This window comes from Pseudomonas fluorescens (assembly GCF_004683905.1).
GTDB classification, from domain to species: Bacteria; Pseudomonadota; Gammaproteobacteria; order Pseudomonadales; family Pseudomonadaceae; genus Aquipseudomonas; species Aquipseudomonas putida_A.
In genome coordinates this window covers 2,167,373-2,187,833 of the sequence record NZ_CP038438.1, presented here as the reverse complement: position 1 = coordinate 2,187,833, position 20,461 = coordinate 2,167,373, and the positions used below count along the sequence as shown (strand labels likewise).

Sequence of the window (20,461 nt, the reverse complement as noted above, 5' to 3'; positions counted from 1 at the left end):
GTCGTGTCAGTCAACATTTATGTTTCTGATACACCGCTTTCGCGAGCAAGCCCGCTCCCACAGAGGATTGGCGGGTTTAGAGGACCATCGCGGCCACCCAACCGAACGCCAGCAGCGGCAGGTTGTAGTGCAGGAAGGTCGGGACCACGGTGTCCCAGATGTGGTGATGCTGGCCATCGACATTCAGACCGGAGGTCGGGCCCAGCGTCGAGTCCGAGGCCGGCGAGCCGGTGTCGCCCAGCGCCCCGGCGGTGCCGACGATGCACACGATGGCCATCGGGCTGAAGCCCAGCTGCACGCACAGCGGCACGAAAATCGCCGCCAGAATCGGCACCGTGGAGAACGACGAGCCGATACCGATGGTCACCATCAGGCCCACCAGCAGCATCAACAGCGCGCCGATCGCCTGACTGTGATCGATCCACGCCGCCGCGCTTTCGACCAGCGAGCGCACTTCGCCGGTGGCCTTGAGCACTTCGGCGAAACCCGAGGCGGAGATCATGATGAAGCCGATCATCGCCATCATCTTCATGCCTTCGGTGAACAGGTCGTCAGTCTCACGCCATTTGACGATGCCCGACGCCGAGAAGATCAGGAACCCGGCCAGTGCGCCGATAATCATCGAGTCCAGCAGCAACTGAATGATGAACGCGGCGGCAATCGCCAGACCGGCTATGGCGATGGTCTTCGGGTTGTACGCCACGCTGACTTGCTCGACTTGTTCGATCTTCTGCAGATCGTAAACGCGCTTCTTGCGATAGCTGAAAAACACCGCCAGCAACAGGCCGAAGACCATGCCCAGCGCCGGAATCGCCATGGCGTGCATGACGTTGATCTGGCTGATATCGACCCCGGCCTTGCTGACGTTGGCCAGCAGGATCTGGTTGAGGAAAATGTTGCCGAACCCCACCGGGAACACCATGTACGGGGTGATCAGGCCGAAGGTCATGACGCAGGCGATCAACCGGCGATCCAGCTGCAACTTGGTCAGCACATATAACAGTGGCGGCACCAGCAGCGGAATGAACGCAATGTGGATCGGCAGGATGTTCTGCGAGGCAATCGCCACCACCCACAGCAGACCGATCAGCAGCCACTTGACGCTGCCGCCGCCGGTCGAATGCTGGCGGTCAACCATCGCCAGGGCCTTGTCGGCCAGCGCATGGGCCAGGCCGGACTTGGCAATCGCCACGGCGAAAGCGCCGAGCAATGCGTAGGACAACGCCACCGTCGCCCCGCCACCCAGGCCGCTGTTGAACGCCTTGAGCGTGGCGTCGATGCCCAGACCACCGGTCAGGCCACCAACCAGCGCACCGACGATCAGGGCGATCACCACGTGCACACGGGACAGGCTGAGGATCAGCATGACGCCGACCGCAGCAATCACTGCATTCATTTCACTACCTCAAAAACACTGCGATGAAATCATCACCGCCAGACAGGATGAGTCCGCCAACGGTTAACCGGCGGATTTGCAAAGAGGGTCTTATTAGAAGGGCGCGCACTGTGCCGCAGAGTGGCGGCGGTGTCAAAGCGAGCGGCTGAACTGAAATGTAACGGGCAATGGAGAACCCTGCGGTAAGGAGATCAATGTAACGGGCAATGGAGAACCGTGTGGCGAGGGGATTTATCCCCGATCGGCTGCGCAGCAGTCGCCAAACCTGACTATGCAATTTCTCTGAACGATTGTGAGGGCGGCTTCGCCCCCCCATCGGGGATAAATCCCCTCACCACAGGTATCTGATCGCCAGCATGCGGCAATTGGTCATATTGCGCTTGAACAATAAAGAAAGCCGAAACGCGGCCGTTACAGTGCAAAGTCTCAGATATTTATCGAATAAGGACGTCTCCATGTCGCTCAGACAACTTTCCATTCAATGGAAAATCACCCTGCTCGCCGGCCTGTGCCTGGCGGGCATCGTGACCCTGCTGGTGGGTCTTTCGCTGTATCGCATGGAGCACAGCTCCGAGCTGGTGAAGGCTTCGAGCATGGAGATGCTGACCGAGTCGGCCCAGGCGCGCATTGAGTCGCAGGGTGAGGTGCAGGCTGCCGGCATTCGCCAGCAGTTCATGGATGCCTATCAGTACGGCCACGGCTTCTCGCGTCAGGTGCTGTTCCTGCGTGAACAGGCCGAGAAGCGCTTCCTCGACGCCTTCGATCTGCGCGAAGACATGACCCGTCAGGTCAAGTCCGCGCTGCAAGCCAACCCGGATCTGCTCGGTCTGTCGCTGGTGTTCGAAGCCAATGCGCTGGACGGCAAAGATGAGCTGTTCGCCGGTCAGGCCGAGCTGGGCAGCAACGACAAGGGCCGCTTCGCCCTGTACTGGTCGCAGCCGACTCCCGGCAAAGTCACCTCGATGGCCCTGCCGGAAAGCGACATGGCCGACACCAGCACCGGCCCCAGCGGTCAGGCGGCCAACGCCTGGTTCACCTGTCCGCGCACCACGCTCAAGCCATGCGTGATCGAACCGTACTTCTATGTGATCGACGGCCAGAACGTGCTGATGACCAGCATCGTCTTCCCGCTGATGGTCAACGGCAAAGTCATCGCCTCGCTGTCGGTGGACATCAATCTCAACAGCCTGCAGGCGATCAGCCAGGGCGCGAGCAAAAAGCTCTACGACGGCCAGACCGCCGTGAGCATCATCAGCCCCACCGGCCTGCTCGCCGGCTACAGCCCGGACGCCAGCAAACTGAACAAGCGCCTGGATGCCGTGGATACCGTCAGCGGCGCTGAACTGCTGCGTCAACTCGCCGCCAGCAGCAGCGTCAGCAGCCTGCACAGCAACGGCCAGTTGAAAGTGCTGTCGCCGTTCCAGCCGATCCCCGGCGGCCCGTCGTGGGGCGTGTTGCTCGACGTGCCGGAAAAGGTGCTGGTCAGCCGCGCCGAAGCGCTCAAGCAGCAACTGGATGCGAGCAACAACTCCGGCACCCTGATCGAGCTGAGCCTCGGCGTGCTGGCGGCATTGGTCGGCCTGCTGCTGGTGTGGCTGATGGCGCGCAGCGTGACCAAACCGATCCTCGGCGTGGCCCACATGCTCGAAGACATTGCCAGTGGCGAAGGTGATCTGACCCGGCGTCTGGCGTATGACAAGAAAGATGAACTCGGTCAACTGGCCGGCTGGTTCAACAAGTTCCTCGACAAGTTGCAGCCGATCATCGCCGAGGTGAAGCACTCGGTGCAGGATGCGCGCAACACCGCCGACCAGTCTTCGGCTATCGCCACCCAGACCAGCGCCGGCATGGAGCAGCAATACCGTCAGGTCGATCAGGTCGCCACCGCCTCCCACGAAATGAGCGCCACCGCGCAGGACGTCGCACGCAGCGCCGCGCAAGCCGCCGAAGCCGCCAAGGACGCCGACCGCGCCACCCGTCAGGGCCTGACCGTGATCGACCGCACCACCGCGAGCATCGACACCCTCGCCGCCGACATGAGCGCGGCGATGGTTCAGGTCGAAGGCCTGGCTGCCAACAGCGAGAAGATCGGCACCGTGCTGGAAACCATCCGCGCCATCGCCGAACAGACCAACCTGTTGGCGCTCAACGCGGCGATCGAAGCAGCGCGTGCCGGTGAAGCCGGGCGTGGTTTTGCCGTGGTCGCCGACGAAGTGCGCAACCTCGCCCGTCGCACCCAAGAGTCGGTGGAAGAAACCCGTCAGGTCATCGAGCAATTGCAGACCGGTACCCAGGATGTGGTCGGGTCGATGGGCAACAGCCATCGTCAGGCGCAGGGCAATGTCGAACAGGTCGGGCAAGCGGTGACCGCACTGCGCCAGATCGGCGACGCGGTGACAGTGATCAGCGACATGAACCTGCAGATCGCCAGCGCGGCGGAAGAACAGAGCGCGGTGGCCGAGGAGATCAACAACAACGTCGCGACCATTCGTGACGTGACCGAATCGCTGTCCGGACAGGCCAATGAGTCGGCGCGGGTGAGCCAGTCGCTGAACAGCCTGGCGAATCAACAGCAGAGTCTGATGGATCAGTTCCGGGTCTGAAAACCATCACCGTCCCTGTAGGAGTGAGCCTGCTCGCGATAGCGGTTTGTCAGACACATTGATTTCGAATGTATCGGCGCAATCGCGAGCAGGCTCACTCCTACAGTTCTTTGGCAGGCAGGGGTTAGCGTTTAGGCAACTCGATCACCACCTTCAACCCGCCCCACTCACTCTCGCCCAGCACCAGCAACCCGCCCCACGTCTCGACGATATCACGCACAATTCCCAGCCCCAGGCCATGCCCGTCAGTCTGCTCGTCGAGCCGCGTGCCACGACTGAACACCTGAGTGCGTTGCTCCTCAGGAATCCCTGGCCCGTCATCTTCAACGCTCAGGGCGTAGCCATCTGTTCTTTCGATCACACTCAGACGCACCTCGGCGTCCGCCCATTTGCAGGCGTTGTCCAGCAAGTTGCCGAGCAGTTCCAGCAAGTCCTCGCGGTCCCACGGCAGTTGCAGCCCCGGCGGCGCGACGTAACTCAACGCCAGATGCTCGCCGTGGATCATGTTCAGCGTTGCCAGCAATCCCGGCAGTTCCGCGTCACAATCAAACAGCGCGCCGGGCAGCGCATCACCTGACAACCGCGCGCGATTAAGCTCGCGATTGAGCCGCTGTTGCACCTGCTCCAACTGTTCCTTGAGGATCTTGCGCAGCTCCGGGTGGGCATCGAGTTTTTCGCTCGACGCCAGACTCAAAAGCACCGCCAACGGCGTCTTCAGCGCATGTCCCAGATTGCCCAGCGCATTGCGTGAACGCTTGAGGCTGTCCTCGGTGTGCGCCAGCAGATGGTTGATCTGCGCCACCAGCGGCTCCAGCTCGACCGGCACCTGATCGTCCAGTTGCGAGCGCTGGCCCTGCTGCAACTGGGCGATCTGCTCGCGCGCCCGTTCCAGCGGCTTCAACGCGCGGCGCACCGTCAGCCGTTGCAGCAGCAGAATCAGCAGCAAACCGGCCAGGCCCAGCCCGAGGCCGATCTGGCGCATGCGCTGGAAACTCTCGCGCACCGGGGTGTAATCCTGGGCGACGCTGATCGAGATCGACTGCCCCAGACGTCGATAGTCCGAGCGCAATACCAGCAACTGCTGACCGTCCGGGCCCAGTTGCAGGTTGCTGTGCAAACCCGGGTGCTCCAGCAGCGGCAGATCCTGATCCCACAGCGAACGCGAGCGCCAGTGGCTGTCGGCAAAATCGATGCGGAAGTAATGCCCGGAAAACGGTCGCTGATAGGCCGGTGACAGATGCCGCTCATCCAGTTGCAAACCTTGCGGGCCACGCACCAGCGCGACCAGCAGGCTTTCGCTGTCGTTGCGCAGACCGGCCTCGAGATAACGCTGCAACCCGACTTCGAACAACCACAGACTGGTTTGCGCCAGCACCAGACCGACGATCACCATCACACTGATCAAGCCCAGGCTCAAACGGCGCTGGATCGACCTCACGAAGCTTGCCCGCCGAACAGGTAACCCTGGCCGCGACGGGTTTCGATCACCGCTTTACCCAGCTTGCGCCGCAGGTGGTTGACGTGAACTTCGAGGACGTTGGAATCGCGCTCGGTTTCGCCGTCGTAGAGGTGCTCGGCGAGGTGGGTTTTCGACAGGATCTGTTCCGGGTGCAGCATGAAATAACGCAGCAGACGGAATTCGGCGGCAGTCAGCTGAATCTCGCTGCCGTCGCGGATCACGCACTGGCGACCTTCATCCAGATGCAGGCCGGCCGCCTTGAGCGTCGGCTGATTGGCCTGGCCCTTGGAGCGACGCAGCAACGACTGCACCCGCAAATGCAGCTCTTCGGGATGAAACGGTTTGGTCAGGTAATCGTCGGCGCCGGCCTTCAGGCCTTCGATGCGCTCGGCCCAGGAATCGCGGGCGGTGAGGATCAGCACCGGGGTCGACAGGCCACCGGCACGCCATTGCGCCAGCACCTCCAGCCCGGGAACGCCGGGCAGGCCGAGGTCGAGAATGATCAGGTCATAGGGCTCGCTGCTACCCTGATAGACCGCATCGCGTCCGTCCGCCAGCCAGTCCACCGCGTAGCCTTGGCGCTGCAGGCCGGCGATCAGTTCGTCGGCGAGCGGCACGTGGTCTTCCACCAGAAGCAAACGCATCGGTCAATCTTCCTTGTCTTTGAGTAATTGGCCGGTATCGGCTTTCAGGTGCAGCTCGCGCGCCACGCCCTCGACCGTCAGCAGCTCGACTTCATAAACATAAACGTCGTGCTTTTCCTCCAGCTCGACCTCCAGCAGTTTGGCCCCCGGATAGCGATCCAGCGCCTGTTGCAGCACCTGCTCCAGCGGCAGGATCACGCCCTGCTGACGCAGCTTCAGCGCTTCGTCCTGATCGAGGTCGCGGGCCATCGCCGCCGAGCAAACGATTACAAGCGCCAACGCCGTGCGGCTGGTGGCGCGAACATTAACCTTCATTACGTATCCTGATGATCCTTGAGAACCTGCCCAGTGACCGCGTCTAATTCCAGATCCCACTCCAGCCCTTGCGGATCACGCATTTCGACCTGGTAGACATACTTGCCGTACTCCTCTTCCAGCTCGGTTTCGGTGATGGTCGAGCCCGGGTGTCTGGCCAGCGCCGTGGCGTTGAGCTTCTCGAAGGAGACGATAGTACCAGCGTCGCGCAGGCGCAGGGCTTCATCGGGGCCAAGATCGCGGGCGTGGGCGAGGCTGGCGGTCAGGCCGATGATCGAGGCAATGGACAGGGCAGTCAGGGTTTTCATGGGTGTCTCCGTGTTTTTATGTGCAGCTACGGTCTGCACCATAGCGGTGCGAACTTAACTGAAACTGAATTGCCATCATTGCGCCTGACACCAACCTCATTTGCAGATTCATGCAAAACCCTGTGGGAGCGGGCTTGCTCGCGAAGGCGGCTGGTCAGCAATAATGATGGCGACTGACACACCGCTTTCGCGAGCAAGCCCGCTCCCACAGGGTCAAGTAGTGCGCCTATAATCCAAAGCTTGCTAACGATCGAGACCGGTATGACTGCCATCCACATCAAGTTCCCTGCCCTTACCCTCAAGGCCGGCCCTCGGGCCATGGCGCGCATTCGTGCCCAAGGCCTGAACGCCGCTGACGTCGGCACCCTGCCCGGTGCGGCCGGCGGGCCGAAGGCATTGGGGATTCAAGGGCTGGATCTGGCGTTGTTCGGTGAGTGGCTGCCGAGCGCGCCGCGTGAGCGCTCGCTGATCGGTGCGTCGGTCGGTTCCTGGCGCTTCGCCAGCGCCTGTCTGCCGGACGCCGCTGAAGGCATCCGCCGCCTCGGTCAGTTGTACGCCGAGCAGAACTTCAACAAAGGCGTGACCATGGCCGAGATCAGCCAGAGCTCGCAGCGCATGCTCAATGACCTGCTCGACGGCCGCGACGCCAGCATCCTCAACAACGCCGACTACCGCCTGAACATCATGGTGGTGAAAAGCCACGGACGCCTGGCCGACGATCATCGTGGCCGCCTCGGTCTGGCGCTGGGCTCGGTGATTGCCGATAACCTGCGCGGTCGCGCGCGGCTGTCGCGGCACTTCGAACGCCTGATCATTCACGACCCGCGCCTTGCCCCGCCGTTGAATGCGCTGAATGACTTTCCGTCGCGCTTCGTCGCCCTCGACGCCGGCAATCTGCGCCAGGCGCTGCTGGCCTCGGGATCGATCCCGATGGTCATGGAAGGCGTGCGTGACCTGCCGGGTGCCGGTGCCGGCACGTTCCGCGATGGCGGGCTGCTCGACTACCACCTCGACCTGCCCTACAGCGGCGACGGCATCGTGCTCTATCCGCACTTCACCGACCGGGTGATTCCGGGCTGGTTCGACAAGACTCTGCCCTGGCGCAAGGCCTCGGTCGAGCGCTTGCAGGACGTGCTGCTGCTCGCGCCATCGAAGGAATATCTGGCGCGCCTGCCCTACGGCAAACTGCCGGATCGTAACGACTTCAAGCGCTTCATGGGCGATGCGCCGAGTCGGCAGAAATACTGGCACGCGGCGATGGACGAAAGCCGGCGACTGGGCGACGAGTTTCTCGAACTGGCGGCCAACGGTCGCCTCGCCGAGCGCTTGCTGACCCTTTAGTCAGTGTTTTCCCGCATCGCCAAACACAAGCTGGTAAACTCGCCGCCTGCCCGAATCGCTGCGGCGAACGCCACCTGAACAGAGCCGAAAATACTGTGGAAATTTTCAAAGAGTTTACTTTCGAATCCGCCCACCGCCTGCCGCACGTACCGGACGGCCACAAGTGCGGGCGCCTGCACGGTCACTCGTTCAAGGTGGCGCTGCACCTGAGCGGCGACCTCGATCCGCACACCGGCTGGATCCGCGATTTCTCCGAGATCAAGGCGATTTTCAAGCCGCTGTACGAGCGTCTGGACCACAACTACCTGAACGACATTCCCGGCCTGGAAAACCCGACCAGCGAAGTCCTGGCCAAATTCATCTGGAATGAAATGAAGCCCCTGCTGCCGGAACTCAGCGCGATCCGCATTCACGAGACCTGCACCAGCGGTTGCATCTATCGCGGTGAATGATCCAACACAATCCCCCCTGTAGGAGTGAGCCTGCTCGCGATAGCGGTTTGTCAGACACATTGATTTCAGATGTGCCGATGCCATCGCGAGCAGGCTCACTCCTACAAAGGATTGATGTTTTGTCAGGAAAATAGAGAACAGCCCCCGAGGCTGTTTTTTTATGCCTGTGCTTTTTGGCTTACCGCGACATCCCCGACATCTGCCCCCCACACAGTTCAAAACTGTGGGAGCGGGCTTGCTCGCGAAAGCCGTGTATCAGTCGCCATCTGCATTGGCTGACCGGGCGCATCCGCGAGCAAGCCCGCTCCCACATTGGGCCTGTATGTGTTCTGGTGCACTGCTTTCGCGCCGAAATCCCTGACTCGGCTATACATAATCCGCATAACGGTCTTTGGCACGACCACTGCAACTTGCTTCGCGTCTCCCCAATCCAGCAAGGAACGCCCCATGACGCAGAACGATCCCGGCAACGACTACCCCCTCAGCGAAGTCCCGATGCATGCGCGAAAAGGCCTGGCCTCGACCGCCATGGTGTTGCTTGGTTTCACGTTTTTCACCGCAACCATGTTCGCCGGCGGCAAGCTCGGAGTGGCGTTCAGTTTTGGCGAGATGCTGGCGGTGATCATCGTCGGTAACCTGCTGCTCGGTCTGTATGCGGCAGGCCTCGGTTATATCGCCTTCAAGAGCGGGCTTAATTCGGTACTGATGGGGCGGTTCTGTTTTGGCGAAGTCGGCAGCAAGCTCAGCGACCTGATCCTCGGTTTCACCCAGATCGGCTGGTACGCCTGGGGCACTGCGACCGCCGCCGTGGTGCTCGGCAAATACTTCGATCTGGGGCAAGGCACAGTGCTCGGCCTGATGGTGCTGTTCGGCCTGGTGTTCTGCGCCACGGCGTATATCGGTTATCGCGGCCTGGAGATCCTGTCGTACATCGCGGTGCCGGCGATGATGTTGCTGCTGATGCTGTCGATGTGGGTCGCGACGGTAAAAGTCGGTGGCCTCGATGGTTTGCTCAGCGTGGTGCCGACGGGTTCGCTGGACTGGTCGACCGCGATCACGCTGGTGTTCGGCACCTTCGTCAGCGGCGCGACCCAGGCGACCAACTGGACACGCTTCTCGCGCTCGGCACGGGTTGCCGTGCTGGCGAGCCTGATCGGATTTTTCATCGGCAATGGCTTGATGGTGTTGATCGGTGCCTACGGCGCGATCGTCTATCAGCAGCCCGACGTGGTTGAAGTGTTGCTGCTGCAAGGTTTCGCCATGGCCGCAATGGCCATGCTGCTACTGAATATCTGGAGCACCCAGGACAACACCATCTACAACTTCGCCGTCGCCGGCTGCAACCTGCTGCGCACCGGGCGGCGCAAAACCGTGACCCTGGCCGGCGCGGTGATCGGCACCCTGCTCGCCCTGCTGGGCATGTACGACATGCTGGTGCCGTACCTGATTCTGCTCGGTACGGTGATTCCGCCGATTGGCGGGGTGATCATGGCCGACTTTTTCTTCCGCTGGCGCGGGCGCTATCCGCGACTGGCCGACGCACGGCTGCCGGCGTTCAACTGGCCGGGACTGGGGGCTTACGCGGTCGGCACGCTCACTGCGTTCCACTCGCCCTGGGTCGCGCCGCTGGTAGGGATTGCCGCCGCCGCGCTAACGTATGTCATCGTCACCAGCCTGCTCGGCGCCCGTCGCGCCAGTGCGCCACTACCAGACCTATAAGAAGGATTCGCCTGATGCACATCATCAACGCCCGACTGCGCAACCAGGACGGTTTGCACGAATTGCACCTGGAAGACGGCCTGATCCGCAGCATCGGCCGCCAGACCGAAGCCCCGACCCTCAACCCCGGCGACCTCGACGCCGGCGGCAATCTGGTGGTGCCGCCCTTCGTCGAGCCGCACATCCACCTCGACGCCACGCTGACCGCTGGCGAGCCGCGCTGGAACATGAGCGGCACGCTGTTCGAGGGCATCGAGTGCTGGGGTGAGCGCAAAGTCACCATCACCGAAGAAGACACCAAGACCCGCGCGAAAAAGACCATCCAGGCCCTGGCCGCACACGGCATCCAGCACGTGCGCACCCACGTCGACATCACCGATCCTCAGCTCACCGCGCTCAAGGCGATGCTCGAAGTCCGCGAAGAATCCCGGCATCTGATCGATCTGCAAATCGTCGCGTTCCCCCAGGAAGGCATCGAGTCGTACCGCAACGGTCGCGAGCTGATGGAAGAAGCGATTCGCATGGGCGCCGATGTGGTCGGCGGCATTCCGCATTTCGAGTACACCCGTGATCAGGGCGTCAGTTCGGTGAAGTTTCTGATGGATCTGGCCGAGCGCACCGGGTGCCTGGTCGATGTGCATTGCGACGAGACCGACGACCCGCACTCGCGCTTTCTTGAGGTGCTCGCCGAAGAGGCGCGCAGCCGCGACATGGGTGCGCGGGTCACCGCCAGCCACACCACGGCAATGGGTTCTTACGACAACGCCTACTGCGCCAAACTGTTTCGCCTGCTCGGGCATTCCGGGATCAGTTTCGTCTCGTGCCCGACCGAAAGCATTCACCTGCAGGGACGCTTCGACAACTTCCCGAAACGCCGTGGCGTGACCCGCGTGAATGAATTGCTTGAAGCCGGGATGAACGTGTGTTTCGGCCAGGACTCGATCGTCGATCCTTGGTATCCGCTAGGCAACGGCAACATCCTGCGGGTGCTGGAAGCCGGGTTGCACATCTGCCACATGCTCGGTTACCGCAACCTGCAGAACGCGTTGGATCTGGTCACCGATAACAGCGCCAAGGCCATGCATCTGGGCGAGCGTTATGGCCTGGTAGAGGGGCGCCCGGCGAACCTGCTGATTCTGTCGGCGGACAGCGACTACGAAGTGATCCGCAGCCAGGGCCTGCCGCTGTATTCGATTCGTGGCGGCAAGGTGTTGATGCAGCGGAAGATGCCGGTGGTGGAGTTCAGCGGCGGACAAATCTGAAACTTTTGTCAGGCTGATGGCCTCATCGCTGGCAAGCCAGCTCCCACAATATCCAGCAGTGAACGCGTGATTTGTGTTCACCACATAACTCTGTGGGAGCTGGCTTGCCAGCGGAGGCGATTGCCGCTTCAGTCGATCAATCGAGCCGTACCAAACAGCCTGACCCGCACCAATTCGCCCTGCTCTTCTTCGAGCAACACCGGCGCCGTCCCGCCCGGCATGACGACGTGCACTTCGCCGCTCGCCACCCAACCCACCGCCCATGCGGCACACGCCACCGCACTGGCGCTGGTGCCGGAGGACGCTGTCGGCCCTTCGCCACGCTCGAATACTCGGGCGACGATGCGCTGCGCTGACTCAAGCGCGGCCCATTGCAGATTGATGCCCGCCGGGCATGGCTGGCCGGCGCCGGTCGGCATCGCGTAGGCGATTCGGGTCAGGCCTTCAGACCAGGGCGATTCGCGCATTTGTGAGTTGCTCGGCAGATCGGCGACGTCGCTCAACAACGTCACGCAATGCGGATTGCCGATGCGCACGAACTGGCTGTGCTGCCACGCGGGATCGAGCTGCGCCAATGGTTTTACATGGCTCACTTCATGACCATTGAATTCGCGGTTTTCAACATTCCGGGCGGTCACCGCTGAAGGCCCGAAGCCCGGTTGACCGAGGTTCAGCCAGAAGCCGTGAACGCCTTCGACTGCAGCTGGTTTCACCGAAGTTTCCACGGCGTCGCCCTTGTCGTGATGCACTCGCAGCGACGCCCCTTCCGCCGGCATCAGCCCCTGCTCCAGCAACGACTGGGAAAAAATCGTCAGGCCATTGCCGCTGCGCTCGGCCAAGGTGCCGTCGGTATTGACGATCAGCACGTCGAACGGCGCTGCCGACTGAAACGGGCCGATCAACAGACCATCGCTGCGGTGCGATTTGCTCCCCGCCGGACGCTGGCCCTCCGGCCAGTCGCAGCACAGCGCAATGGCGGCCTGACTCCATGCCTGTCTCGACACAGCACACTGCGCGGCACCGACCGGCAAATCGATCCCCGCCTCACGAAGTGCCTGGGGCGAAATCACCCCGTAAATATTGCCCCGCGCATCGTAGAACTGCGTCATCACCGGCCTCACTCACCTTGTCGAAGCCATCACTGTAAACCGCGATCCCTTGTAGGAGTGAGCCTGCTCACGATAGCGCAGTATCAGGCGCCCTATTCATTGCCTGAGCCACCGCCTTCGCGAGCAAGCCCGCTCCCACAGGGTTCTGCACAGAACGGGCATTTGTGAACACCGGTCATCCAATGTGGGAGCGAGCTTGCTCGCGAAGGCTGCGTATCAGTCGCCATATTCATCGCCTGAACCACCGCAATCGCGGGCAAGCCCGCTGCCACAGGGTTCTGCACAGAACGGGCATTTGTGAACACCGGTCATCCAATGTGGGAGCGAGCTTGCTCGCGAAGGCTGCGTACCAGTCGCCATATTCATTGGCTGATATACCGCATTCGCGAGCAAGCTCGCTCCCACAGGTTAGGATGTCGGCTGCACTCCCCCGTGACCTGCGATCGAACCTCGACGCGCGATCACTGTCATTCGGGGACGCGACGTTTTTTGCCAAGGATCGATATGACCAGCCTCAACCCCCAAGACACCTTCGTCCCCGGACGCCTGCAACAGGTGTCCACACGCATCGCTTTTTTCATCGCCGGCCTGGGCATTGCCGCGTGGGCGCCGCTGGTGCCGTACGCCAAGGCCCGCGCCGGGCTCGATGAGGGTACGTTGGGCCTTCTGCTGCTGTGCCTGGGGGTCGGCTCGATTCTGGCGATGCCACTGGCGGGGATTCTCGCCACACGCTTTGGCTGTCGCAAAGTCGCCACCGGCGGCACCCTGCTGATTTGCGCGGCGCTGCCGTTGCTGGCGACGGTGTCGTCGATACCGGCGCTGATCGCCACGCTGTTCATGTTCGGCGCCGGTTTGGGCACGGTGGATTCGACCGTCAACCTGCAAGCGGTGATCGTCGAACGCGCCAGCGGCAAGCACATGATGTCCGGCTTTCATGGCCTGTTCAGCCTCGGCGGGATCGTCGGCGCGGCCGGTGTCAGCGCCCTGCTCGGCCTCGGGCTGACACCGCTGGCAGCGATGCTGGTCGTGGTGGCGGTGTTGATCGGCGCACTGTTCAAAGCGGTGCCGCACATGCTGCCGTACGGCAGTGAAAGCTCGGGCCCGGCATTCGCCATTCCCCACGGCATCGTGCTGTTCATCGGCGGGATGTGTTTCATCGTGTTCCTCACCGAAGGCGCGGCGCTCGACTGGAGCGCGGTGTTCCTCGCACAGGAACGCGGGATCGACACGGCGTATGCGGGTTTGGGTTACGCCGCATTTGCCCTGACCATGACGGCGGGACGCCTGCTGGGTGACCGGATCGTGCGCAGTGTCGGGGCTACGCGGATCATTCTGTTTGGCGGGCTGCTGGCAGCGGCAGGCCTGTTTCTGGCGACCTTCGCCCCGAGCTGGGAAGCCGCGCTGCTGGGGTATGCGCTGGTCGGCGCCGGCTGTTCGAACATCGTGCCGGTGCTGTATACGGCGGTGGGCAAGCAGACGGTGATGCCGGAAAGCATTGCGGTGCCGGCAATCACCACGCTGGGTTACGCAGGGATTCTGGCGGGGCCGGCGGTGATCGGTTTTGTCGCGCATGCCAGCAGTTTGAGTTTTGCGTTTGGCTTGATGGCGGTGTTGTTGGTGGCGGTGGCCATCGGCGGCAAGACCTTGAAAGTCTGAACATTGGTGCGGTACCTGTCAGGTTTGACAGTAGACAAGCCCTGCCCCCAATCATAGGGTTGATTTCCAGCTCAGGAGAAAAGGAAATCCGGCATGAACATTGGAACAGGATCAGTTATTGCGCTAATCACTATTCTCCAGGGATGCGCTTCCGTTAATCGATACGACTGGGGCGAAGGCACTGCCAATTTTGCGCCTGCTGAGCGGCTGGCCAATGCCAGCGGGAACTATGCGCATTGGCAAGCCATTGGCCGTGTTGAAGTTGAAGGCGGCATGACCTGCTCCGGCACGCTCATTGACACACGAGAACCCGATACAGTGTCGCAACCCGCCTACGTACTGACCTCCGGACACTGCACACACCCGGAGATAGCTAATAACGAGATCATCGTCAATCAACCGGCAAAGGGTCGGGTGACGTTCAATTATTTTTTTGACACGCAACCGCAAAGCCATTCCTACAGCGTCAGTCGCATTGTCTGGAGCACGCTACGCGGTCAAGACCTCTCTATCGTTGAACTTCAACAGCCTCTCGAACAGTTGATCAGAGACGGTATCCAGCCGTTGAAATTGGCGCAGACCCCGCTGGTCGCCGAAGACAATATTCTGATCACAGGCGCGCCCATGAGCGGTTTCATTCAGCGCATGGCCTGCAAGCAGGAACACTCGGCAGCGATCATTGAAGGCCCATGGCGTTGGGTCGGACAACCAAGCAACCGTTGCCTCGATGTTGTCAGTGGGCTTTCAGGCTCGCCATTGCTTGCGCGTTACACCAATGAAGTTGTGGGTGTGCTGGGCACCACCACTCGCGGGAGTGAGCGCGATCGCTGCAACAAAGGCGCGCCCTGCGAAGTCTCGAGGGGACAGGTCGATAAACGCAGCGATACCAACTACGCCTCCACAACCGATGGACTGGGCGCCTGTTTCGCCAAGGGGCATTTCAATCCACGTCTGGGCGGTTGCCCGCTTGGAGAGAACTGGTCGTTTCCTGGTTCGCCGAAAAACAGCGGTTACATTAAGGTCGAGCGCGACGAACATGGACAAGTCGTGCCTTGGCGATGGCTGCAAACTTTCACCACAACCGCGCCTTACTACCGCTATCGCTTTACGCGCAGTCTGGACGAATGTCAGAACCTTGATGGCTACAGCCCAGTGCAAACGGCTGAACCGGACGCTGATAATCAATTGAGTCATGAACTCAAAGACGGCTCAGGCCTGTACTTTCTCTGCCTGATTGGCCAACAGCGACCTACGGACGCACCCGGGCAGTGGGCCGGAAGAACCCCTAGCGTCTATTGGCGCTGGTTGATGGAAGCGCCCGCACCGCTGGAGCCTGCCTATCATGTCGAATTTGTGGGTGGCGACGAATACGACATCAGAGTATTTCCGGTTGTGCCGGATCTGGATCCCTCCCGATTTCAATACAAGTATGGCCAGCCCGGAAGCATCAATTGCAATAATGGGCAGGGATTTCAACATGTATCACCCTCCACAGGTGTGTTCCATGTTTCCGTCGCCAATGGCCGGCAAAACGTCTGCCTCAAAGGCGCAGACCTGGCGGGGAATCCCGGACCGACCATCGACATTCTGATTCCTCAATAGCTCAGGCCTGATGTAGCTGAGCCGTGTGAAACCGGTTCAGCGCCCCCCAGCGCTAGAATCCGACGCTGGCCTGCACAAAGAACGTGCGCGGTGCGCCCACATACATCCCCGAATTGTTGTCGCTGGAACGGGTGAAATACTGCTTGTCGAAGATGTTTTTCACCCCGGCGCCGAGCTTCAGGTTCGACACCTGCGGCCCGAAGTCGTACCCGCCGCGCACGTTCCAGGTCACGTAACCCGGGATGTCGCCGTACTGCCCGTCGGCCGTGCCTTCGGTGATGTAGTTGCCGTTGAAGCTGCCATCGGCGTTGACCCCGGTGCCCGGCGAGCGCTGTTTCGACTGGGCGAAACCGTCGATGTTGTAGGTCCAGCGATTGACGTCGTAACGCAAGCCCACGGTCGCCACCTGCCGCGAATAGAACGGCAGATCACGGCCCTTGAAGCCCGGAATCTCGCCTTCGTAAGTCGCTCGGGTGTAGGTGAAACCGGCGTTGGCGGTCAGACCGTCGAGACGCGGATCGAGCGCCGCCATGTCGTAATGCACCGACGCTTCGATGCCCTGGTGCTTGGTCGCGCCGAGGTTGGTCCAGCCAACATCGTTGCTGATGTATTGCAGTTCGTCATCGAAGTCGATGTAGAACAGCGTCACTTCCCCGCCCCACACGTCATCGTTGTAGCGCGTACCGATCTCGTAGGTCTTGGCTTTTTCCGGCTCCAGGCCGTTGGCGGTCTGGTCGCCCGAGCCGCCCTGGCCGAGCTGGAAATACTGCAGGCTGCCGAACGAGGTTTCGTAGTTGGCGAACAGTTTCCACGCGTCCGACAGGTGATACATCACGCTCAGCGCCGGCAGCGGTTCGTTGCTCTCGATGCTGCGGTTCTTCTCCGGCACGCGTTTGCCCGAAGTATCGAGCACGGCGCGGTCATGCCAGTCGGTGCTGATGTGTTCGAAGCGAATGCCCGGGGTGATGGTCCAGTTGCCGACGTCGATCTTGTTGTCGACATACACCGAGTTAGCCTCGGTGCCGCCGGTGCGGTCCTGGAACACATGACCATCGGACGTCGGCGTGACCACCGGCTGATTATTGACCAGCGCCAGACGGCTCGACTGCTCGTGCATCGCCTCTTTCAGGTAGCGATAACCGACGCTGACTTCCTGCGTGGTCGGGCCGACGTCAAACACCCGCGACACACGCGGTTCGACACCGAGGGTGTAGTAGGAACGCGGGTACGAGCTGAGGGTTTTCTGGTCGCGGGCGGCGATGGTGCTGCCGCGAAAGCTGTCGGTGTAATAGGTAAGGATTTCTGCCTGAGTACGCTCGTCGATCTGGCGAATCCACTTGAACGACACGTCTTTGCGCCGACCGCTGAAGTTGTCGTAATCGCGTACCGAATCATACGGTTTGTCGTCGTACTGCTTCTGCGTCAGGCCGCCGGGCATGTCGGCGCTGGCGTCGTAGTAATGGAAATTGAGGCTGAAATCGTCCTGATCGGTCGGCGCCCAATGGGTCTTGAGCAGCACGTCGTCGATGTCGTTGTCGTTGTTGCGCTCGCGGTAACCGTTGCCGTTGACCCCGGAATACAACAGCGCCACGCCCATGCCGTTGTCGGCAGTGCCGCCGAGGAACGCCGTGTCGATGTGCTTCCAGCCGCCGTAACGGGTGGTCTCCAGGGTGGTGCCGATTTCCCCGGTGGCTTTTTCCGGAATGGCGCGGGTGACGAAGTTGATCACCCCGCCGACGTTTTGCGGGCCGTAACGCACGGAACCGGCACCGCGTACCACGTCGATACTGTCGAGGTTGCCCGAGGAGATCGGCGCCATCGACAGCTGCGGCTGGCCGTACGGCGCGAACGCGGCCGGCACGCCGTCGATCAGCACCGTGGAGCGTGGCGAGAGGCGCGAAGTCAGGCCACGCACGCCGACGTTCAGCGCGATGTCGCTGCCGCCGGTGCCGTTGGAGTCCTGCACCTGTACGCCCGGCACACGCTTGAGCACATCACTGACGTTCATCGCGCCCTGCTCGACCATGGCTTCGCGGCGGATCACCGTGCGTGCGCCCGGGTGGTTCTGCACCACGGCGGCGTCAGCGTCACCGAGCCAGTCGCCGACCACTTTGATGTCGGTCACGCCCAGTTCCAGCGGGCCATTGCTGGCGGCAGTGGCGGCCGGGGCCAGGGTCACCGAGCCTTCGTTGATCTGATAGTCCAGGCCGCTGCCCTGCAACAATTGGCGCAACGCCTGCTCGGGAGATATGTTGCCATCGACCGCGGGTGCCTGTTTGCCGGCCACCAGTTCCGGGCTGAAAAACACTTGCAGCGAAGTTTGCTGGCCCAGTTCACTCAGGGCCTGGCCCAACGGCTGGGCGCGGATGTGAATGGCTTCAGCGGCGAAGGCCAGCGGCACGGCGGCGTTGACCGCCAGCGTCAGCGCCAACGGTAACCAAGGGGATTTTTTGTTGTTGGTTGAGGTGTTTTTCACGTCGAACGTAGTCCTGTGGAGCGCAAGAGTGTGCGTCTGTTAATGCAAACCAGTTGCAGTTGAACAGGAAGACGATGAACTCGAAAAAAACCTGAATGTTATTTTGAAATTATTTCCTGACTACCATCGGCCAGGGTGCGGACGGCCACCGGCAGGATGCTCGGCAAGGCTTTGAGCAAGGCGTCGGTGTTGTCGGATTTGAACACGCTGGTCAGGCGCAGACTGGCCACGGCCGGGTTGCTGACCGTCAGCGGCTTGTCGCGATAACGCGAAACTTCCGCCGCCACTTCACTGAGGCTGGCGTTGTTGAACACCAGTTTGCCGCCGCGCCACGCCGTCAGTTCAGCGGGGTTGACCGCGTAGGCGGCAGCGACTTTGCCTTCGGCATCGACATGGGTGCCAAGGCCGGCGGTCAGGTTGATGAATTGGTCGTCCGGCGCATTGCGCCCCTGCACCTTGACCGTGCCCTGCTCCACCGCGACCCGGGTTTGCGTGACATCGCGGCGCACATCGAAACGCGTGCCGGTGACCGTGACCTTGCCGCTGCCGGCCTCGACCACGAACGGCCGCGCCGTGTCGTGCTGAACGCTGAACAGCGCCTCGCCTTCACTCAATTCGATCAGCCGCCGATCCTTCTCAAAACGCACCTGCAGGCGGCTGCGGCTGTTCAGGTCGATCACCGATCCGTCCGGCAGCGCCACATGCTTGCGCTCACCCAGCGCCGTCGCGAACTCGGCGCTGTAGCCGTCGGGGTGATTCAGACCGCTGAACAGACCGAGGCCGAGCGCCACCGCCAGCACACTGGCGGCCACGGCATAGCGCAGCAGCGGGCGACGTTCGCGACGGGCCGGCGGGGTTTCGACGAGGGCCTTGAGGCGTGGCGCCGGCAGCAGATCGGCCGCCGTCCACAGGCCTTGCAGCAACTGGAATTCGTCACGGTGTTGCGGATGCTGGTTCAGCCATACGTCGAAGCGCTGCTGTTCGTCGGCACTGATCAGCGGTTCCTGCAAACGCACAAACCAGCGTGCCGCCTCATCGCGCACCGTTGTTTGCCCGCACGCGCAATCACGGGTATCCATCATGGAATGTCCTGTCGGGCTGGGGATGAAACGCGGTGGCCGCTCATGACTGCATGCCGTCGAGGCGATCGCGCAAGTGGCGCAGGGTGCGGATCATATACTTTTCGACCATGTTCCTCGACAGCCCCAGGCGTTCGGCGATTTCCGCCTGGGTCAGCCCTTCGATCTTCTGCCAGACGAAAATCTTCCGGCAGTTGAGCGGCAGCTCCTGCAGCGCCCGTTCGATGGAGTCGGCCAACTGGATCGCCTGCATGTAATGCTCCGGGTCGCCGGTTGACGACACACTGTGATCGATCGCCTGCGACTCCATGGCTTCCCGTCGATCCTCACGCCGATAACCGTCGACCGCGATGTTGCGTGCGGTCTGGTGCAGATACGCCCGTGGCTGCTGCACCGCTGCCGAATCGGATTCGAGCACCCGCACAAAGGTGTCGTGCGCCAGATCCTCGGCCTGCGCGCGATTGCGCAGACGCCGAGTCCAGGTGCCGATCAACTCTTCGTAATGCTCGAAAAAGCCGGGTCTGCGGGGCAGCATGGGGTTCATGACAGCGTGCTGGGGAAAGAGGCGTGAATAGTAATGCTTCCTATTAAGGCCGGCAATTCATTCCTTTGAGACCCGATCCGCCGTTCATCTCCAGGTCATCGTGCTTTTGCAATCACCTCACTCATGTATTGATGCAGATCGCGAAAATCCTGAACGCTCCAGGCGTGCGGCGCGATCTTCACGCCGTTGTCCTGCAAGGTTTTTGGAATCAGGTTTCCATTGGGACGAAGGATGATCGAGGACACGATGACGCCCGGATAATCCTTAAGGCGTTTCTTGAAGGTGGCTGTTGTCAGGTCAGGCGTTGGCGGATTGCTTTTATTGGCCAATGGCCCGGTTGCCTTGATATCGGCGCCGTGGCACACAGCACAGCGCTGGACATAAAGATTTTTGCCGTTGGCATTTTCTGCCACGGACAGGGAGGTCTGAATGACTGATAACAAAGCGAATAAGGCGACGAGGGTTGTTTTCATTTTTATAAAGGGTCAGAGGCTGA

At 61.5% G+C, this 20,461-nt stretch carries 17 protein-coding genes and 1 pseudogene; 8 read left to right on the top strand and 10 right to left on the bottom strand.

The features are described 5' to 3' along the window. Window positions 1–76: 76 nt before the first annotated feature. Window positions 77–1,396: a Na+/H+ antiporter family protein gene (locus E4T63_RS09800; protein WP_097087731.1), complete on the bottom strand. Its 1,320-nt coding sequence runs from the start codon at window positions 1,394–1,396 to the stop codon at window positions 77–79. A gap of 356 nt (window positions 1,397–1,752) precedes the next feature. On the opposite strand from E4T63_RS09800, the pseudogene E4T63_RS28930 reads away from it, so the two are divergent. Beyond that, window positions 1,753–3,093: pseudogene (locus E4T63_RS28930) on the top strand (cache domain-containing protein); the annotation flags it as partial. A 150-nt stretch (window positions 3,094–3,243) separates the two neighbouring features. Beyond that, window positions 3,244–3,999 (top strand): methyl-accepting chemotaxis protein, encoded by a 756-nt coding sequence (locus tag E4T63_RS28925; protein ID WP_432431706.1) that lies wholly within the window; start codon window positions 3,244–3,246, stop codon window positions 3,997–3,999. A 124-nt stretch (window positions 4,000–4,123) separates the two neighbouring features. On the opposite strand, the gene E4T63_RS09785 is transcribed toward E4T63_RS28925, so the two are convergent. Genes E4T63_RS09785 through E4T63_RS09770 form a run of 4 tightly spaced genes read right to left on the bottom strand, consistent with a single transcriptional unit; the run spans window position 4,124 to window position 6,725 of the window. Continuing rightward, on the bottom strand, window positions 4,124–5,437 hold the full coding sequence (locus E4T63_RS09785; protein ID WP_098968034.1) for a sensor histidine kinase: 1,314 nt from the start codon (window positions 5,435–5,437) through the stop codon (window positions 4,124–4,126). Continuing rightward, window positions 5,434–6,102, bottom strand: a complete 669-nt coding sequence (locus E4T63_RS09780; RefSeq protein ID WP_003223514.1) for a response regulator transcription factor — start codon at window positions 6,100–6,102, stop codon at window positions 5,434–5,436. Before E4T63_RS09780 ends, E4T63_RS09785 begins: the two co-directional genes overlap by 4 nt. A gap of 3 nt (window positions 6,103–6,105) precedes the next feature. Further along, on the bottom strand, window positions 6,106–6,417 hold the full coding sequence (locus E4T63_RS09775) for a PepSY domain-containing protein (RefSeq protein WP_027613999.1): 312 nt from the start codon (window positions 6,415–6,417) through the stop codon (window positions 6,106–6,108). Continuing rightward, entirely contained in the window at window positions 6,417–6,725 is a 309-nt protein-coding gene (locus E4T63_RS09770) for a PepSY domain-containing protein (RefSeq protein ID WP_027614000.1), read from the bottom strand. Before E4T63_RS09770 ends, E4T63_RS09775 begins: the two co-directional genes overlap by 1 nt. A 261-nt stretch (window positions 6,726–6,986) precedes the next feature. Between E4T63_RS09770 and E4T63_RS09765 the strand changes: the two genes are divergently transcribed. The 4 genes from E4T63_RS09765 to codA all read left to right on the top strand — a co-directional run bounded on the left by E4T63_RS09765 (window position 6,987) and on the right by codA (window position 11,499). Continuing rightward, entirely contained in the window at window positions 6,987–8,066 is a 1,080-nt protein-coding gene (locus E4T63_RS09765; protein ID WP_098968033.1) for a patatin-like phospholipase family protein, read from the top strand. 95 nt (window positions 8,067–8,161) lie between these two features. After that, a complete protein-coding gene (gene queD, locus E4T63_RS09760; protein WP_007915588.1) occupies window positions 8,162–8,518 on the top strand; it encodes a 6-carboxytetrahydropterin synthase QueD in 357 nt (118 codons plus the stop codon). A 447-nt stretch (window positions 8,519–8,965) separates the two neighbouring features. Next, window positions 8,966–10,237 carry a cytosine permease gene (gene codB / locus E4T63_RS09750; RefSeq protein ID WP_135295354.1) on the top strand — a complete coding sequence of 424 codons (1,272 nt, stop codon included), beginning with the start codon at window positions 8,966–8,968 and terminating at the stop codon, window positions 10,235–10,237. Window positions 10,238–10,251: 14 nt separating this feature from the next. Next, complete coding sequence (gene codA / locus E4T63_RS09745; RefSeq protein ID WP_135295353.1) at window positions 10,252–11,499, top strand: cytosine deaminase; 1,248 nt, start codon at window positions 10,252–10,254, stop codon at window positions 11,497–11,499. 128 nt (window positions 11,500–11,627) lie between these two features. On the opposite strand, the gene E4T63_RS09740 is transcribed toward codA, so the two are convergent. Then, on the bottom strand, window positions 11,628–12,608 hold the full coding sequence (locus E4T63_RS09740; RefSeq protein WP_135295352.1) for a diaminopimelate epimerase: 981 nt from the start codon (window positions 12,606–12,608) through the stop codon (window positions 11,628–11,630). A 504-nt stretch (window positions 12,609–13,112) separates the two neighbouring features. Here E4T63_RS09740 and E4T63_RS09730 point away from each other — a divergent pair. Both E4T63_RS09730 and E4T63_RS09725 read left to right on the top strand, forming a co-directional pair. After that, complete coding sequence (locus E4T63_RS09730; RefSeq protein ID WP_135295351.1) at window positions 13,113–14,264, top strand: MFS transporter; 1,152 nt, start codon at window positions 13,113–13,115, stop codon at window positions 14,262–14,264. 93 nt (window positions 14,265–14,357) lie between these two features. Then, complete coding sequence (locus tag E4T63_RS09725; RefSeq protein WP_135295350.1) at window positions 14,358–15,866, top strand: trypsin-like serine peptidase; 1,509 nt, start codon at window positions 14,358–14,360, stop codon at window positions 15,864–15,866. 52 nt (window positions 15,867–15,918) lie between these two features. Here E4T63_RS09725 and E4T63_RS09720 read toward each other — a convergent pair whose 3' ends face one another. The 4 genes from E4T63_RS09720 to E4T63_RS09705 all read right to left on the bottom strand — a co-directional run bounded on the left by E4T63_RS09720 (window position 15,919) and on the right by E4T63_RS09705 (window position 20,438). Continuing rightward, window positions 15,919–18,342, bottom strand: a complete 2,424-nt coding sequence (locus E4T63_RS09720; RefSeq protein ID WP_135295349.1) for a TonB-dependent siderophore receptor — start codon at window positions 18,340–18,342, stop codon at window positions 15,919–15,921. A 98-nt stretch (window positions 18,343–18,440) separates the two neighbouring features. After that, entirely contained in the window at window positions 18,441–19,424 is a 984-nt protein-coding gene (locus E4T63_RS09715; RefSeq protein ID WP_135295348.1) for a FecR family protein, read from the bottom strand. Between the two features lie 40 nt (window positions 19,425–19,464). After that, entirely contained in the window at window positions 19,465–19,965 is a 501-nt protein-coding gene (locus tag E4T63_RS09710) for a sigma-70 family RNA polymerase sigma factor (protein ID WP_003223490.1), read from the bottom strand. A 95-nt stretch (window positions 19,966–20,060) separates the two neighbouring features. Next, window positions 20,061–20,438, bottom strand: coding sequence for a c-type cytochrome (locus E4T63_RS09705; RefSeq protein ID WP_027614010.1), 378 nt, complete (start codon window positions 20,436–20,438; stop codon window positions 20,061–20,063). Window positions 20,439–20,461 lie beyond the last annotated feature (23 nt).

Bases quoted from the DNA above. Each gene is read 5' to 3' on its own strand.
- E4T63_RS09800 (WP_097087731.1), bottom strand. From the start codon at position 1,396: ATGAATGCAGTGATTGCTGCGGTCGGCGTCATGCTGATCCTCAGCCTG.
- E4T63_RS28925 (WP_432431706.1), top strand. From the start codon at position 3,244: ATGGAGCAGCAATACCGTCAGGTCGATCAGGTCGCCACCGCCTCCCAC.
- E4T63_RS09780 (WP_003223514.1), bottom strand. From the start codon at position 6,102: ATGCGTTTGCTTCTGGTGGAAGACCACGTGCCGCTCGCCGACGAACTG.
- E4T63_RS09775 (WP_027613999.1), bottom strand. From the start codon at position 6,417: ATGAAGGTTAATGTTCGCGCCACCAGCCGCACGGCGTTGGCGCTTGTA.
- E4T63_RS09770 (WP_027614000.1), bottom strand. From the start codon at position 6,725: ATGAAAACCCTGACTGCCCTGTCCATTGCCTCGATCATCGGCCTGACC.
- E4T63_RS09765 (WP_098968033.1), top strand. From the start codon at position 6,987: ATGACTGCCATCCACATCAAGTTCCCTGCCCTTACCCTCAAGGCCGGC.
- codB (WP_135295354.1), top strand. From the start codon at position 8,966: ATGACGCAGAACGATCCCGGCAACGACTACCCCCTCAGCGAAGTCCCG.
- codA (WP_135295353.1), top strand. From the start codon at position 10,252: ATGCACATCATCAACGCCCGACTGCGCAACCAGGACGGTTTGCACGAA.
- E4T63_RS09740 (WP_135295352.1), bottom strand. From the start codon at position 12,608: ATGACGCAGTTCTACGATGCGCGGGGCAATATTTACGGGGTGATTTCG.
- E4T63_RS09730 (WP_135295351.1), top strand. From the start codon at position 13,113: ATGACCAGCCTCAACCCCCAAGACACCTTCGTCCCCGGACGCCTGCAA.
- E4T63_RS09725 (WP_135295350.1), top strand. From the start codon at position 14,358: ATGAACATTGGAACAGGATCAGTTATTGCGCTAATCACTATTCTCCAG.
- E4T63_RS09715 (WP_135295348.1), bottom strand. From the start codon at position 19,424: ATGATGGATACCCGTGATTGCGCGTGCGGGCAAACAACGGTGCGCGAT.
- E4T63_RS09710 (WP_003223490.1), bottom strand. From the start codon at position 19,965: ATGAACCCCATGCTGCCCCGCAGACCCGGCTTTTTCGAGCATTACGAA.
- E4T63_RS09705 (WP_027614010.1), bottom strand. From the start codon at position 20,438: ATGAAAACAACCCTCGTCGCCTTATTCGCTTTGTTATCAGTCATTCAG.